The 13,570-nt window shown below is 63.9% G+C and carries 14 protein-coding genes; 8 read left to right on the top strand and 6 right to left on the bottom strand.

Features of this window, described 5'->3' with window-relative positions; translation table 11 throughout:
• Nucleotides 1–276: 276 nt before the first annotated feature.
• From C480_RS06845 to C480_RS06835, 3 genes are all read left to right on the top strand, one after another.
• Complete coding sequence (locus C480_RS06845) at nt 277–963, top strand: DUF7344 domain-containing protein (protein WP_049903371.1); 687 nt, start codon at nt 277–279, stop codon at nt 961–963.
• Between the two features lie 91 nt (nt 964–1,054).
• Nucleotides 1,055–1,822 carry a hypothetical protein gene (locus C480_RS06840; protein ID WP_394296350.1) on the top strand — a complete coding sequence of 256 codons (768 nt, stop codon included), beginning with the start codon at nt 1,055–1,057 and terminating at the stop codon, nt 1,820–1,822.
• Between the two features lie 52 nt (nt 1,823–1,874).
• The gene (locus tag C480_RS06835) at nt 1,875–3,758 is read left to right on the top strand and encodes an ATP-binding protein (protein ID WP_006664890.1); all 1,884 of its coding nucleotides are present in this window, start codon (nt 1,875–1,877) and stop codon (nt 3,756–3,758) included.
• Nucleotides 3,759–3,840: 82 nt separating this feature from the next.
• Here C480_RS06835 and C480_RS06830 read toward each other — a convergent pair whose 3' ends face one another.
• Entirely contained in the window at nt 3,841–4,479 is a 639-nt protein-coding gene (locus C480_RS06830) for an alpha/beta hydrolase (protein WP_006664889.1), read from the bottom strand.
• 119 nt (nt 4,480–4,598) lie between these two features.
• Between C480_RS06830 and C480_RS06825 the strand changes: the two genes are divergently transcribed.
• Nucleotides 4,599–5,468 carry a PspA/IM30 family protein gene (locus tag C480_RS06825; RefSeq protein WP_006664888.1) on the top strand — a complete coding sequence of 290 codons (870 nt, stop codon included), beginning with the start codon at nt 4,599–4,601 and terminating at the stop codon, nt 5,466–5,468.
• Between the two features lie 79 nt (nt 5,469–5,547).
• On the opposite strand, the gene C480_RS06820 is transcribed toward C480_RS06825, so the two are convergent.
• Complete coding sequence (locus tag C480_RS06820) at nt 5,548–6,114, bottom strand: FxLYD domain-containing protein (RefSeq protein ID WP_006664887.1); 567 nt, start codon at nt 6,112–6,114, stop codon at nt 5,548–5,550.
• 361 nt (nt 6,115–6,475) lie between these two features.
• Here C480_RS06820 and C480_RS06815 point away from each other — a divergent pair, with 361 nt between their 5' ends.
• From C480_RS06815 to C480_RS06805, 3 genes are all read left to right on the top strand, one after another.
• On the top strand, nt 6,476–7,561 hold the full coding sequence (locus tag C480_RS06815) for a hypothetical protein (RefSeq protein WP_006664886.1): 1,086 nt from the start codon (nt 6,476–6,478) through the stop codon (nt 7,559–7,561).
• A 72-nt stretch (nt 7,562–7,633) separates the two neighbouring features.
• Nucleotides 7,634–8,200: an HPP family protein gene (locus C480_RS06810; protein ID WP_006664885.1), complete on the top strand. Its 567-nt coding sequence runs from the start codon at nt 7,634–7,636 to the stop codon at nt 8,198–8,200.
• 135 nt (nt 8,201–8,335) lie between these two features.
• Entirely contained in the window at nt 8,336–9,394 is a 1,059-nt protein-coding gene (locus C480_RS06805; protein ID WP_006664884.1) for a hypothetical protein, read from the top strand.
• A 125-nt stretch (nt 9,395–9,519) separates the two neighbouring features.
• On the opposite strand, the gene C480_RS06800 is transcribed toward C480_RS06805, so the two are convergent.
• Entirely contained in the window at nt 9,520–9,858 is a 339-nt protein-coding gene (locus C480_RS06800; protein ID WP_006664883.1) for a cupin domain-containing protein, read from the bottom strand.
• Between the two features lie 122 nt (nt 9,859–9,980).
• On the opposite strand from C480_RS06800, the gene C480_RS23435 reads away from it, so the two are divergent.
• On the top strand, nt 9,981–10,445 hold the full coding sequence (locus C480_RS23435; RefSeq protein WP_006664882.1) for an ATP-binding protein: 465 nt from the start codon (nt 9,981–9,983) through the stop codon (nt 10,443–10,445).
• Between the two features lie 52 nt (nt 10,446–10,497).
• Here C480_RS23435 and C480_RS06790 read toward each other — a convergent pair whose 3' ends face one another.
• The 3 genes from C480_RS06790 to C480_RS06780 form a co-directional block, all read right to left on the bottom strand.
• Nucleotides 10,498–11,346: a hypothetical protein gene (locus tag C480_RS06790; RefSeq protein ID WP_006664881.1), complete on the bottom strand. Its 849-nt coding sequence runs from the start codon at nt 11,344–11,346 to the stop codon at nt 10,498–10,500.
• A gap of 137 nt (nt 11,347–11,483) precedes the next feature.
• Entirely contained in the window at nt 11,484–12,524 is a 1,041-nt protein-coding gene (locus C480_RS06785; RefSeq protein ID WP_006664880.1) for a dipeptide epimerase, read from the bottom strand.
• Nucleotides 12,521–13,534, bottom strand: coding sequence for a DUF1611 domain-containing protein (locus C480_RS06780; protein ID WP_006664879.1), 1,014 nt, complete (start codon nt 13,532–13,534; stop codon nt 12,521–12,523). Before C480_RS06780 ends, C480_RS06785 begins: the two co-directional genes overlap by 4 nt.
• Between the last annotated feature and the right edge of the window lie 36 nt (nt 13,535–13,570).

Raw genomic sequence — 13,570 nt, 5'->3', positions numbered from 1 at the left:
AACCAAAAACTTGATTCACAACTGGAACGGGTCCGACCATCTGCGCTCCATCACCTAATACTACGGCTCTACTGCTAATCTTACCTGTTATTAATACGTTCCTTCTAAATCCACAATCAACAATTCCTGAGAGTCACTTCTCTCTATTCACCCGTTCTTGGTTCGACTCTCAACTATCTGGTCGGAGAACGAGCCCATATGCCGAATACCATCAGATATCGAGACCAAATCGTTTTGGAAACGGCCTTATCCCCGCTCTGGCAGTTGTGTTCGGTAATGGGTTCGGACGTTCATCTCGGAGATATAGGGGACCGGAATCCGGTAGTAACCGTTCCTATCGAACGCTACGACGTACTTCGACACCCTCGCCGTCTCCGCATTCTCTCTGTTCTCATGGACGAACACTTCCTCTCGCTGTCCGAACTGACGACGGAACTCTTACAACGGGAAGACACATCCGTCTCGGACGGCCAGGCCCGCCACGAGGTTCGTCTCAGCCTCGTTCACGCTCACCTGCCGCGACTCGCTGATCACGGACTGGTCGAACTCGACAGGGAGGCCGCCGCTACCGCTGCAAGCGATACCGACACCGACATCGACACCGACACCGAGCCGACAGCACTCACCGTCTCCCTCATCGACGAACCGCCGCTTTCCCCCGCAATCCTCTCCCTACTTCTCGAGACCGACGCCGACGCCGGTGCCACCCTCCTCGACCGGCTCGTCCACCCCGTCCGACTCCGCCTGCTCGAGTTCATCGGGACACAGGACGGGCCGGTTTCGGTCGATGAACTCGCGACAGTGCTTGCGACGCGGCTGGAGGTCGGTCCGACGGAGCGGTGCGAGGCGACGATCGAACTGCACCACAACCATCTGCCCGCGCTCGCCGACATCGACGCGATCGCGTACGATCGACGAGCAAGCCAAGTTTCGCAGTCGACGGAGATGGAGTCGTTTCTATAGACTGTTTTCCGATTACCGCGTTCGCTTCCCCTGATTCAACCACTCCCGAGAATCATATACGAATGGCCCACGAACGGTGCCGACGAGACGCATGTCCGTGCCCCCTCCAGGCCGACACGCACGACGACTGGGAACCGCCATATTCGTCGTTGTGCTGGTCGGCGCACTGACGCTCGGCGGGATTGGATCCGTCGCTGCCGGCGACCGCGTCGCGATCATCTCGACCGAGCCCGCGACGATTACGGCCCAGCCCGGCGACGAGTTCACCGTCGACGTCGTCCTCTACGGCGAGGGGAGCCACGACGGCAGCGGCGCTTCCAGCGTTACCCTCGCCGCGCAGTACCATCCCGAGTATCTCGAGATCACCGACGTCGAACGCGGGCCGTGGATCGAACAGGACGAGGAGACCGACGTGTACGCGACCCAGACGCTCGCTCACGAGCAGGGGACGGCGCTCTCGACGCAGTGGCGCGACCCGGTCGCCGGCGGCGCGACGGGAATGGCGCGGATCGCGACGCTGACCGTCTCGGTCGCGCCGGACGCCCCGCCCGGCGAAACCGCGATCGCGTTCGGCGAGAGCGAGATCGAACTCGCGACCGACTGGCCCATGCCGGTCGTCGGCGAGTCGGCGACCGTCGTGATCGACGGCGGCGAGACTGAACTCGAGTCGTTCGATCATCCCCCCGTGGATTCGCTGTCGGCGGATGCCAACGCGACGACTGCGGACGAGAATTCGGATGCGGACACGACCACCGGTCCGCTCGATGCGCTCTCGAATTCCGTTCCTGAACTCGGCGTCGGCTTCGTCATCGCATTCGGACTCGTCGTTCTCGCTGTTCGAACCGTGCGGTCGGACTGATAGTCACCCGAGGAGGGAAACGCGTTTTAGGAACCGGTCAGATGGGATGAGTATGACCGATCTGGGAGATTTCGGCGAGTTCAGCGCCGACGGCGACGGCGATTCCGGGGTGTCGGACGGCGGTACGGCCGACACAGCGCGGGCAGACCGGGCGCGCGCGAGCGAGTCTGCGGGCGACGCGGAGGCCGGAACCGGGACTGCTGAGGACTCCTTCGAGTCGACCGCCGCCGAACCGCGCGGCGAGGACGTCGGTATCGGAGCGATCTGCGTCTCCCAGGGCCTGCGAATCGCCGAGGATAGCGACGACACGACGCTCCGAGCCTATATCACCCGCGGCAACCGATCGTCGATCCGCATCGGGAGCTACCTGCTCGCCCCGTATCCGGACGGCGGCCGCGGAGCGTCGACCGGCGAGACGCTGTTCTGTCGCATTACGGGCCTGGAGTACGCCCAGCAGTACCACGCCGACGACGCGACGGAGATCCACGCGCGGCGGGCGATGCGCACGGACGGCATCGAGGAGGCCGATTACAAGTTCGTCGCGAACCTCGAACCGGTAGCCATCCTCTACGATGATGACGGCGAACTCGAGCGCCGGATGACCGACCGCGTCCCCAAACCCCAGACGGTGATTCGGGAGGCCGACGACACCGAGGCGATCAAGACCGGCCTCAAGATGCCCGACGACGGCGTCTTCCTCGGGCACCTCTCGGTCGGCGGCGAGAAGGTTCGAACCGCCGCCTCGCCGCCGACGATCGACTACCGGCTGAAAGACGACTACGAGGCCGGCGACCCGCTCGTTTTCCGGCACACGCTCGTCGCCGGCGGCACCGGGTCGGGGAAGACCCACGGCGCGAAGAACGTCCTCCGGCAGTACCTCGCCGACGAGCGGCGGTATCCCATGGAAGACGGCCGCGAGGTCGGTCCCGCCGTCGTCCAGTTCGACCCGCAGGACGAGTACGCCCAGATGCACGACGACAACCCCGACTTGGACGACGAGTTCGCCCGCCGACTCGAGCGGGAGAGGATCGCCTACGGCGGGGGGGACGATACGACGGCGTTCATCCCCAAGGTGGGCTCCTCGTCCTACGCCGCGGGCCACCACCGCGCGGAGCAGGTCGAGTTCACGATTCCGTTTTCGATGGTTCACGAGAACCCGTGGCTGGTCGCGGGCAGCGGGTTGAACGACAACCAGTACGGCGCGCTGGTCAGCGTCCTCCTGCCGCGTTTTCGGGAGCAGTACGGGGCCGACGCGACCTACGACGAGTTCACGCGCTTTCTCGACGACCCCGCGCTGCGCGAGGAGTTAGACGAGTCGGGGCGGGTCCACGAGGCGACCTTCGACGCGGTTCGGCGGCGCGTGCTCGGCTTCGGGCACGTCTTCGATCAGGACGCGCGGCCGATCACCGACCTGGTACACGAGTTCGTTCGCCCCGGCGGGTTGACCGTGGTGCCGACCTACCACATCAACGATACCCGGGCGACGGAGACGATCGTGCTGGCGCTATCCTCGCTGCTGATCGACCAGAAGCTCTCGAACGACCCGACCTACGACCGGATCAAGGAGACGCCGCTCGTCCTCGGGATGGACGAGGCGCACAACTTCCTCACCGACGCGGATTCGGTGCAGGCGGGGAAGGTCATCAAAAAGTTCACCGAGGCCGCTAAACAGGGACGCAAGGAGCGACTCGGACTCTTTCTCATCACGCAGGACCCCCAGGACATCCACGACGCGGTCTTCAAGCAGATCAACACGACCATCGTCCTGAATCTGGGCGACGAGGACGCGATCAAGAGCGTGAACATTCCGAGCAACCTCGAATCAAAGGTGCCCTACATGGAGAAGGGACAGATGGTCGTCTACTCGCCGGACAATTCGGAACCCGTGGAACTGATCGGGCTCTCGAAGTGCCTGACCCGTCACGGACGGGACTGACCGCTCGCACGGACTGCTGGTAGTCAGTTCGGGCACACCCGCGACCCGTGGTCGCGCCGGGAACTCGGTACAGCAGACCGTCTCACTCCTCGCAGAGGGCCGACTCGAGGAATGGCCCGATAGTCTCGGCGACCGTGTCGGTCTGGCCGACGAAGAAGTGGTCCGCGGAGAGGGTGACGACCTCGAACTCGTTTTCGTTTTCGTTCTCGTCGCCGAGTTCAGCCGCGCGTTCGACGACCGGCTTCCAGTCCGCGGTCGTATCCCGCTCCCCGACGACGATTCGGGCCGGGCAGTCGAGGGATTCGAGTGCGCGGACTGCATCGAGATCGGCCGCGAGCCTCGCGGTCGGCGCGAGCGCGGCGACGGCCGCAACCGGCGGCTCGGCGGCGTCGAGATCGGCCGGCGCGAGCAGGCTCAGACTCGCGCCGAAACTGAAGCCAAAGAGGCCGACGCGGTCGTAGCGCTCCGTGGCCCACCGGATCGCGTTTCGTACGTCCTCGCGCTCGCCGTAGCCTTCGTCCCATTCCCCGTAGTCAAAGCGCAGGCAGGCGACCCCGTTTTCGCGGAGTCGATCTGCGACGGCGACGAGTCGGCTATCGGTTCGCGAGCCGCCCTGCTGGGGATGGGGCGGACAAGCGACGACGATGGCATCCGTCTCAGCGTCCGGTTCCGTAAGCGTGGCGCGTACGTCGCGACCGCCCGGAACGAGTACGTCGGTCATACCCATCCGTTTGGACTGGGACGTAATCAAAACGGCGAGCAACGCCGATCGTCCGTCGATTCTCACGTCGTCTGTCGTTGATGTGATGTTTTTAAGGGTGACGAGCGTTAGGTACGAGTATGGGCATCCTCTCTCGGACCTCCTACGTCATCCGGTCGAAAATCAACTCTCTGCTCAACCGTACAGAGGACCCGACCGAAACCCTCGATTACTCCTACGAGCAGATGCGCGACCAGCTGCAGGAGGTCAAACGCGGTATCGCCGATCTTACCACCCAGAAAAAGCGCCTCGAGATGCAAAAGCGCCGACTCGAGGAAAACGTCGAGAAACACAACGACCAGGCTCGCACGGCGGTCCGACAGGACCGGGAGGACCTGGCTCGACGCGCACTCGAGAAGAAGAAGACGAAGATGAACCAGATCGAGGATCTGGAACGGCAAGTCTCGGAGCTCCAGAGCCAACAGGACAGCCTGATCGACCAGAAGAACGAACTCCAGACCCGTATCGAAGAGTTCCGCACCAAGAAGGAGACGATGAAGGCCCGATACGAGGCCGCGGAAGCGAGTTCGACCGTCTCCGAGGCGATGACCGCAACCGGCGAGGAGTTCGAGGATGTCGGCCGCGCCATCGAGCGCGCCGAGGAACAGACCGAAGACATGGAGGCCCGTTCAGCCGCCCTCGACGAACTCCACGAGACGGGTGCGTTCGACGACGTACTATCTGACAAGGACCAGATCGACCGCGAACTCGAGGACCTCTCGACGGGCAGCGGCGTCGAGGCCGAACTCGATACGCTCAAGTCCGAGATGGGCGAGGGCGAGAGTACAACGGAGGCGGAGGCTGCAACCGAGTCCGAATCCGAGACTGAAGCCGAGACCGGTAGCGAACCCGAGCCCGCGAACGACGCTGATGTCGATGTCGACTCCGATATCGACGACGCCGAAATCGACTCCGAACTCGCGGAGCTACAGGACGAGGAAAACGCCTAACGCCGGACGGTTCACGCCACTACGGCACTACACACTACACACTTCTCGCACCGAACCGCTGCCGTCCGCACAGCGCCACCTACGACGGCGTTCCGAGCACCGTAATATCGTATTCGTCGAGGACGGACGGCGACTTGAGGATGACCACCGTAAACGCCCACACGTCACCGCTGTCGAGATCACCGTTCGTCGACAGATAGCGGCCCAGTTGCTCTCCCATCTCGTTGTACACCCGAACGCGCACCTCCGCACGCCGAACCCGCTCCGGCCCCGTATTCTCGATGGTTCCCTGAATCGTCGACCCCTTGAATCCGCTTTCGAACGTGAACTCGTGGGTCGTTATCTCGAGGCGGTTGAGCGGTGTGACGCCTTCCTGTGGTTCCTGTTCTGCGAGGGCTGCTGCGGCGGTCAACTGTTCAGCCGACCGATTTCCGGCGTCGCTGGGTGGGTCGATCTGTCCCCGTTCGTAGCTCGGCCCGGTTTCGACGCCGAGGGTGGATTCGCCGCTCGTACAACCGGCGAGTGCTGCGGTGGCTCCGAGGCCCAGTGACGCGAGGAAGTGCCGACGATACCGCCCGTCTCGCCGAGTTCGGTCCGGCCGCGTGGATCGGGACGGCCCTTGAGACGAGTTCGGTGGTCGGGTCATCGAGTTGTGGTCCTCCGTGTGTTCCTCCGTCGAAACCGGTGGTTTGCCAGCTGTTCGTCGTGACCGTGCCCGGGCATGTCTGGTTGCGACATCACCGCCGATATATTTCAGTGTGGGCCCTGAACCGTCGCTGCTGTTGGTTCGTGGTGGGTGGTTGGTTCGTGGTGGATGTGAACTCGTTTCTGTGTTCCTGTGATCTCGTCTTTTGCTCGGGATCTCTCGGTGTCTTGTAGTGTCCGGCTACCCTATACCGTTCCGTACCCGTTCGGCGTCTCGAACGAAGCACGCGCCCGTCAGTAGTGGGACAGCAACGGGATATGCAACGTGAGCGCTTATTGTCATATCCGACGAGCGATGTGGTATGGCAGCTCCGGAGGCAAACGAGACGGTCGAGTCGTACCGGTCCGATACGGATCAGCAGCCGAACTCGCTGATGCGGGTGCTGGAGTGGTTGGTGGTTGAGGGGGATCGGCTGGCGGTGGCTGCGCTCATCTCCGGCGGTGTCTTCGTGCTGTTCGTGGGGTTGTTCGAGGTGGGGCTGATTTCGTTTACGAACGCCAATTCGGTGACGCGGGTCGCAAGCGGAATGATCGCGGGGACGTTTTCGCTCGTTACGCTCGTCGTCTCGATTAACCAGTTGATCCTGTCACAGGAGTTCGTCTCGGCGGCGAGCGCGCACGATCAACTCGAGGGCGTCCTCTCGTTTCGCGACGAGATTGCGGAGACCGCTGCCGTCCCGGCTGCTCCGGCGTCGCCGACGCGGTTGCTCGAGTTGCTCGCGGAGTCGATTCACGGGAGCGCAGTTACGCTTGCCGAGGCCGTTGATCCGGAGTCGGGCGCTGACGAGACGCAAGACGGCGGTCAGGGCGACGTGGAGACGCGCTTGATTACCCAGTTTGCAAACGACACCTCCGAGAGCAGCCAACGGATGGACGAGACCCTAGAGCGTTCCCAACTCGATACCTTCGGGGCACTCTCGGCGGCGATCGAGTACGATGCTCCCTGGCAACTGTACGTCGCGCGCCAGATACGCGGGCGCTACGGCGACTCGTTGCCGGCGGAAGGCAGCGATGCGCTCGATTCGCTGATCGATGATCTGGTGTTGTTTTCGACCGTTCGGGAGCATTTCAAGACGACATACCTGCAGCGTGAGTTGACGCGATTTTCACAGTTGACGATCCTTACCGGCGTTCCGGCGATTCTATCGTCGCTGCTGATCGGGTTTCTCTATGCGGATATCACCGGCGCGAACGTGACGATAGCTGTCTTGCCGTACATCGTCTGTGTGCTCGTAACGATCGCCCTCTCGCCGCTCGCGCTGTTGGCATCGTACATCCTCCGGACGGCGGCCGTCACGCGCCGGACCGCATCGGTCGGTCCGATGATGCCACAGAAGGATCCCGATGAGGGTCCATTTACGAGTTCGGACAACGAGACGCTGGAGTAGGGCCCGTCGGAGCCGTCCAGTTTATCGATCCGGCCCGGAGTTTATACGATCGGTCGTGATTACCCACAACCGATGGGGTTCTGGAGCAAGCTCCGTGTTACCACCAGCGAGTCGATCAACGTCCGCGACGACCTGAGCGCCGGCACCAACGTCACGCTTCACTTTCTCTTTCTCGGCGCGATTGCATGGGTCTCCGGCCAGCCGTTTCTCTTTCCAAGTCTCGGCCCCTCGGCGTACCTTCTCGCAACCGGCGAGAAAGACCGCGCAGAAGGGGCGTATCACGTTATCGGCGGCCACGCCGTCGCCGCCGTCTGCGGGTTGATCGCCTACGTTCTGTTCGCAAACGGCGTCGTCGTCGTCGACGCCTTCCAACAGGCCCGGCCCTTCTCGCCCGAGGTCGGTCGACTCGTCATTAGCGGTATCGTCTCGATGGCGCTCACGACGGTCGGCATGCTCTGGTCGAACACGAACCACCCGGCCGCCTGTGCGACGGCCTTGATCGTCGCTCTCGGACTCATGTCGACCGTACTCGAGGTCGTCATTATCGTCCTCGCAGTTGCACTGCTCGTCGGCTTCCACAATACAATCGTCGACCGTGTGCAGGATCTCTACGGGGTCGAACCGGAAGCCCCTCGTTGACAGAAACGGCTCCGCCGATCACCAGTTCCCGGCCACTAGTTATCAGCCGCTACCGGTCAGCTGTCGTCCACCCGTCACCCGTCGTCTTCCAACCAATGGCTTTTATCCACCCGCGTGGTCGCTCCACCACAGTCGATGCACATCGCGAGTTCGGATGCGACAGATGAGGCCTCGGATGGTCCCTCGATCACCGACGAGAACGGGGGTGACAGACTCGGCGGATTCCGGATGTGGCTCTTACTTCGGGTCAATCGACTCGCTCTGACCGGCGCGATTCTCGCACTCATTTTCGTCATCCTGATCGGCGCCGGTCAACTCGGCTTCGCTCCCCACCGATGGATCGTCGATACGCAGGGCAGTATCGCCTTCATCTTCTCGTCGTTCATCGGTGCGATCATCACCGGCACGTCCATCGTCGTTACGATCAACCAACTCGTGCTCTCACAGGAACTCGGTGCGATCGGCAGCCAGCGCAGCCGGATGGAGGAAGCGACTACCTTCCGCGAGGACACCGAAGACACCATCAGCGAGGACATCAGCCCGCCGGAACCCGGTGCCTTCCTCTACGAACTCGTCGACGGCGTGCAAGAACGCGCCGGTGAACTCGAGTCGGCCGTCTCGGAGAGCCGGGACGAGGAGCTGCGGTCGACCGTCGATGAGTACACGGACGACATTCGTCAAAACGCCGAGACCGTCAAGGACGATCTCGAGGACGCTCAGTTCGGCACGTTCGAGGTGCTCTGGGGCGCGCTGCAGTATAATTACTCGCGAAAGATCTACGATGCCCGCTCTATTCAGGTCGACCACGCGGACTCGCTCTCGGACGAGGCGGAGGAGAACCTCGAAGACGTGATTGCGACGCTGCGGCTCTTTGCGCCGGCCCGAGAGCACTTCAAGACGCTTTACTTCCAGTGGGAACTGATCAACCTCTCGCGGGTACTCCTCTATGTCGCAATTTCGGCGCTCACAGTCATGGGGGTCCTGCTCATGTACGTTGACGCGAGTTCGTTTCCCGGAGTGACACTCGGCGTCGACAACCTCGTCTGGGTCTCTAGCGTGGGGTTCGTCGTCGGGCTCTCGCCGTTCGTGCTGTTCACGACGTACATCCTCCGGATCGTAACGGTCGCGAAGCGAACGCTCGCGATGGGGCCGTTCATCCTGCGCGAAAGCGAGCGGGACGAGGATCTCGGCTAGGGTCGACACCGCGCGACCGTCATCAGCCCGCCTTAGACGGACTGCTGTCGGACAATGCCGTCGCAGCCGCGACCGGCTGCGAGTGCGCCGGAAATCGGTCCAGCAGACCGTCTCAGTCCGACGGATTACAGCGGTGCGCCGACCAGCACGAGCTTCGCCCGCTCGTCGCCGCGATTGAAAACCTTCCGGCGCTCGTCCGGATCGAGCCGCACGAGTTCGTCCGTCTCGAGCGTGAGCGTCTCGTCGTCCAATTCCACCTCGACGGTTCCGGAGACGACGTAGTAGATCTCCTCCTGGCCGGTCTCGGATTCGTCGTGTGCTTTTCCCTCCGCGCCGGGTTCGAGTTCGAGGACCGAGAACCCGAGGTGGTCGGTCCCGAGTTCGTCCTTGAGGAACCACATGCCGCCGTACTCTTCGGGAATGATCGATTCCGGATCGGTCTTCGTTGCCGTATCGTAGCTCATGCATGCGTCCTTGCGTTCGCAGTTCCTAAATCGATACGGGAAGCGGGTGTGTAGACGATCGCTCGTTCGACCGCGTGCCACCACCTATATACTCCACACGGCCGCTCCTAGAACTGCCACCCGTGATCGTCGTCATCTGCGGCCCGCCCGGTGCCGGCAAAACGACTCTCGCTACCCGACTCCGGGACACGCTCGCCGCCCGCGGGCAGCCGACTGAACTCGTTCACTCGGACGACTACTCGCGGCGCACCTACGATCGACTCTACGAGCGCGTTCGCGACGTGCCGGCGGGCACGATTGCGATCGTCGACGGAACCTTCTACCGGCGGTCGTGGCAGACGCAGTTTCGCACTCTCTCGACTGTGCGGTTCGTCCACGTCACCGCGAGCCTCGAGACGTGTCTCGAACGGAATCGCGAGCGCGACGATCCGATCGACGAGCAGGGCGTCCACGTCGTTTACCGCGAGTTCAGCGAGCCGGAGGCGGACGTTCGGATCGATACGGACGACTGCCTGGCGGACGAGGCGGTTGCCCGGATTCTGGCCGCGATGGAATCGTGGGGATGGTTCGAGGTTCGAGAGGAGTGACGCGGAGGCGCGATCGGTGCGGCGACCGGTGTGTCAGCGATCGGGGCCTGAGTCAGTTCAACAGGGGAATCTCGTCCGGGAGGCGGTCGGGGGTTACCGCGTCCGGGAGGACCTCCCAGCCGAGTTCGTCCGCCCCGGGATCGGCGTCGGTCTCGAACCCGGCGTCGGCCGCGGGCTCCCGGTCGCGGGCCGAGTCGGGCGGGGCGTCGTGGGCGTAGACGCCCTCGGGATGGTCGACGGCCCAGACGTGGAGCATACAGGGCGTTCGACACGGCAGGCTGAACTCGATGTCATCGGTCCCCTCGTAGACGTGCTGGTAGTACCACCAGGCGAAGCGTCCGGGAAGTCCGGTGTGGGCGTGCCAGGGCGAGCAGCGACCCTCACTGTCGTCGTACACCGCCATCGGTTCGACAGCCTCGCCGTCATGGGTCGCGATGAACATGACCCCGATCGCGCGCCAGGACCCGGTATCGACCAGTACCGATTCCGGTCGCTCGGGGTCCAGTACGGTTTCGTCGCCGATGAACTCCGGGGAGAGCCAGTGCGCGTAGCCGTTTTCCTCGGTCACGTCGAGCGTGTCGAAGTACGGCTTGAATCCCGCGTCGAGCAACGCGCCGACGGTCGGATACGTTTCCGCGAGCGTTTCCCGGACCGCCGACTGGAGTTCGGTCGTCGCCGGATGGTCGTCGGCACACCCTTCCGTGGTCGTCCCCTCGCAGTGGGTCATACTCGGCTCAACGGTCGCGTCGGGACAATCGCCGGGCAGTGCCGGCGACGGCGCGGGGGCTGCGGTTTCGTCCGCGCTCGTTCGGTTCGCGCCGAGGATCGGCACCGCGGCCGCAGTCCCCGACGCTCGCAGTACCGTTCGTCGAGAGATTCCTGTCCGCTCACCGTCGGTCATGCCAGTGGGTGCCACGGCGACCGCCGTTGTAAACGATGGTGGCGATTCGAGAGACTGTGTTTCGGAGCAAAAGCACGCGTCAACAACGAAGCGAACGACTCGTAGCCGTGGATAAGCGAGAGCGGTTGGAGTCGGTGTTATTCGAGTCGCGCACCCGTACCCGGCCGCTCGAGTTCGGCGAGCGCCAGCCGACCGTTCGGCATCGGGACGCCGTCGTAGGGGTCCGCATCGAGCAGGAGCGAGCCGTCGAGATCGACGTAATCGAGCAGCGGCGCGAGGTGGCAGGCGGCCGCGATCGAGGCGTTGGACTCGTTCATGCAGCCACACATCACCTGCAGTCCGTGAGCGCGAGCGACGTGGATGATCCGTTTGGCCTCCCGGAGGCCGCCGCACTTCATCAGCTTCAGGTTCGCGATGTCGTAGCGGTCCGCGATCCGCGGAATATCGTCGACCGTGATACAGGATTCGTCGGCCGCGATCGGCAGCGCCGCGTTCTCGTAGACGAACCGCTGGCCCGCCGAGTTCTCGGCGGGGATCGGCTGCTCGACGAACGCGAGGTCGAACTCGGCGAGCCGGTCGATCTTCGAGACCGCCTCGCGGGGCGTCCAGGCCTCGTTGGCGTCGACGAAGAGTCGAACGTCGGGTGCGACCTCCCGGATCGTCCGAATACTCTCGATATCACGGTCCGTGCCGAGCTTGACCTTTAACGTATCGTAGCCGCGTTCGAGGGCGGTTTCGGTCTTCTCGCGCATCGTCTCGACGTCGTCGATGCCGATCGTGTAGGAGGTTTCGAGGGTCTCCCGCGGATCGAGTCCCCAGTAGCGATACAGCGGCACGTCGAGTTGCGTCGCCGCGAGGTCGTGCACCGCGATGCTGACCGCACAGCGGGCAGCCGGGTTGCGCTCGACGGTTTCGCGCAGCCGGCGCTCGATGCGCGCGAGCTGGTGGGGGTCGTCCACGTCCTCGACGACTGCGAGCAGATCGGGCAGGACCGCTTCGACCGTCGCGGCGGTCTCGCCGTAGTGAGACGACGGGCCGGCACCGCCGATGCCGACGTTCCCCTCGTCGTCCTCGATGTGGACCGTCACGACCTCGGTCTCGGTCGTCGTCCCCCGCGAGATCGTAAACGGGAACTCGAGCGGCAGCGACCGGCGTTGAAACGAGGTTTCGAGCGTCATAGCAGGCTCTCGAGCACGTCGTCGGTGTCCTCGCGGATCACGTCCGTCGCAGGAGCACCGAGTTCAGTTGCGAACTCGTCGATCGCCTGCGCCGCGGCGTCGTCCTCGAGTCCGGCCGTGTTGAGCGCGCCGGCGACGACATCGGCGTCGGAGACGGGCGCGGCGAGGCTTTCGTAGAGATCGACGTAGGTCTGAATCGAGGGCAGCGAGAACGACTCGTAGCCGTGGATAACCTCTTTGCCGGCGGTGTGACAGAGGACGAGTTCGTCCGGCATCGAGCCGTGCAGGATGCCGCAGGTGACCGCCGAGTAGGCGGGGTGGACGATGCTCCCCTGGCCCTCGACGAAGAGGTAGTCGTGCTCGTCGCCCTTCTCACGGATCATCTCCTCGACTGCGCCGGCGGTGAAGTCCGAGACGACCCGGTCGATCGGGTTCCCCCAGCCCTCGATCATGATCCCGGTCTGGCCCGTCGGAATCACGGCGGCGTCGTGGCCGGCCGCGCGGGCGTCGCGGGCGAGTTCCATCGTCGTCGTCATCTTCCCGACCGAGCAGTCGGTGCCGACGGTCAGGATGACCTCGGCGTCGACTTCGCCGGCGAGGCCCTCGCTTACCGTCAGGTCCTCGGGCGGCTTGCGAACGTCCCGCAACTCGCCGCCGTGTTCGGCCGCCAGCCGACTGAACTCGTCGTCGTCTTCGAGGAAGTGGTGCAGACCCGAGATCACGTCACAGCCGCGTTCGAGGGCGACGCGGATGTCTTCGCGCCAACTGTCTTCGAGTCCGCCGCCGATGGGGGCGATGCCGATGATCAGGGCGTCGAGGTCGTCGGCGAGGGCGTCCATGCCGGCGACGATGGGGGCGTCCTGAACGTCGGGGACGTAGTCGTTGACCTGTCCGCCTGCGGTCTCCCGGTCGAGAACGGCGGCTACGTCGTAATCGGCGTACCGGAGGATGCCGAGTGCGGTTTTGGCGCGGTCGGGAAACTGCTCGTGTGCGAGGATTGCGACGCGCATATCGAGGAATGTCCGAGGGGGCACTTAACGATAGAG

Origin of the sequence: Natrialba aegyptia DSM 13077 (assembly GCF_000337535.1) — an archaeon.
Lineage (GTDB): Archaea > Halobacteriota > Halobacteria > Halobacteriales > Natrialbaceae > Natrialba > Natrialba aegyptia.
The sequence above is the reverse complement of the archived record's forward strand: the minus strand, read 5'-3'. Positions and strand labels throughout refer to the sequence as shown.

What these genes read in the sequence shown, in the direction of transcription:
- C480_RS06810 (WP_006664885.1), top strand. Translation starts at nt 7,634, where the DNA reads ATGGGGTTCTGGAGCAAGCTCCGTGTTACCACCAGCGAGTCGATCAAC.
- C480_RS06835 (WP_006664890.1), top strand. Translation starts at nt 1,875, where the DNA reads ATGACCGATCTGGGAGATTTCGGCGAGTTCAGCGCCGACGGCGACGGC.
- C480_RS06830 (WP_006664889.1), bottom strand. Translation starts at nt 4,479, where the DNA reads ATGACCGACGTACTCGTTCCGGGCGGTCGCGACGTACGCGCCACGCTT.
- C480_RS06785 (WP_006664880.1), bottom strand. Translation starts at nt 12,524, where the DNA reads ATGACGCTCGAAACCTCGTTTCAACGCCGGTCGCTGCCGCTCGAGTTC.
- C480_RS06840 (WP_394296350.1), top strand. Translation starts at nt 1,055, where the DNA reads ATGTCCGTGCCCCCTCCAGGCCGACACGCACGACGACTGGGAACCGCC.
- C480_RS06820 (WP_006664887.1), bottom strand. Translation starts at nt 6,114, where the DNA reads ATGACCCGACCACCGAACTCGTCTCAAGGGCCGTCCCGATCCACGCGG.
- C480_RS06815 (WP_006664886.1), top strand. Translation starts at nt 6,476, where the DNA reads ATGGCAGCTCCGGAGGCAAACGAGACGGTCGAGTCGTACCGGTCCGAT.
- C480_RS06790 (WP_006664881.1), bottom strand. Translation starts at nt 11,346, where the DNA reads ATGACCGACGGTGAGCGGACAGGAATCTCTCGACGAACGGTACTGCGA.
- C480_RS06845 (WP_049903371.1), top strand. Translation starts at nt 277, where the DNA reads ATGGGTTCGGACGTTCATCTCGGAGATATAGGGGACCGGAATCCGGTA.
- C480_RS06800 (WP_006664883.1), bottom strand. Translation starts at nt 9,858, where the DNA reads ATGAGCTACGATACGGCAACGAAGACCGATCCGGAATCGATCATTCCC.
- C480_RS06780 (WP_006664879.1), bottom strand. Translation starts at nt 13,534, where the DNA reads ATGCGCGTCGCAATCCTCGCACACGAGCAGTTTCCCGACCGCGCCAAA.
- C480_RS06825 (WP_006664888.1), top strand. Translation starts at nt 4,599, where the DNA reads ATGGGCATCCTCTCTCGGACCTCCTACGTCATCCGGTCGAAAATCAAC.
- C480_RS06805 (WP_006664884.1), top strand. Translation starts at nt 8,336, where the DNA reads ATGCACATCGCGAGTTCGGATGCGACAGATGAGGCCTCGGATGGTCCC.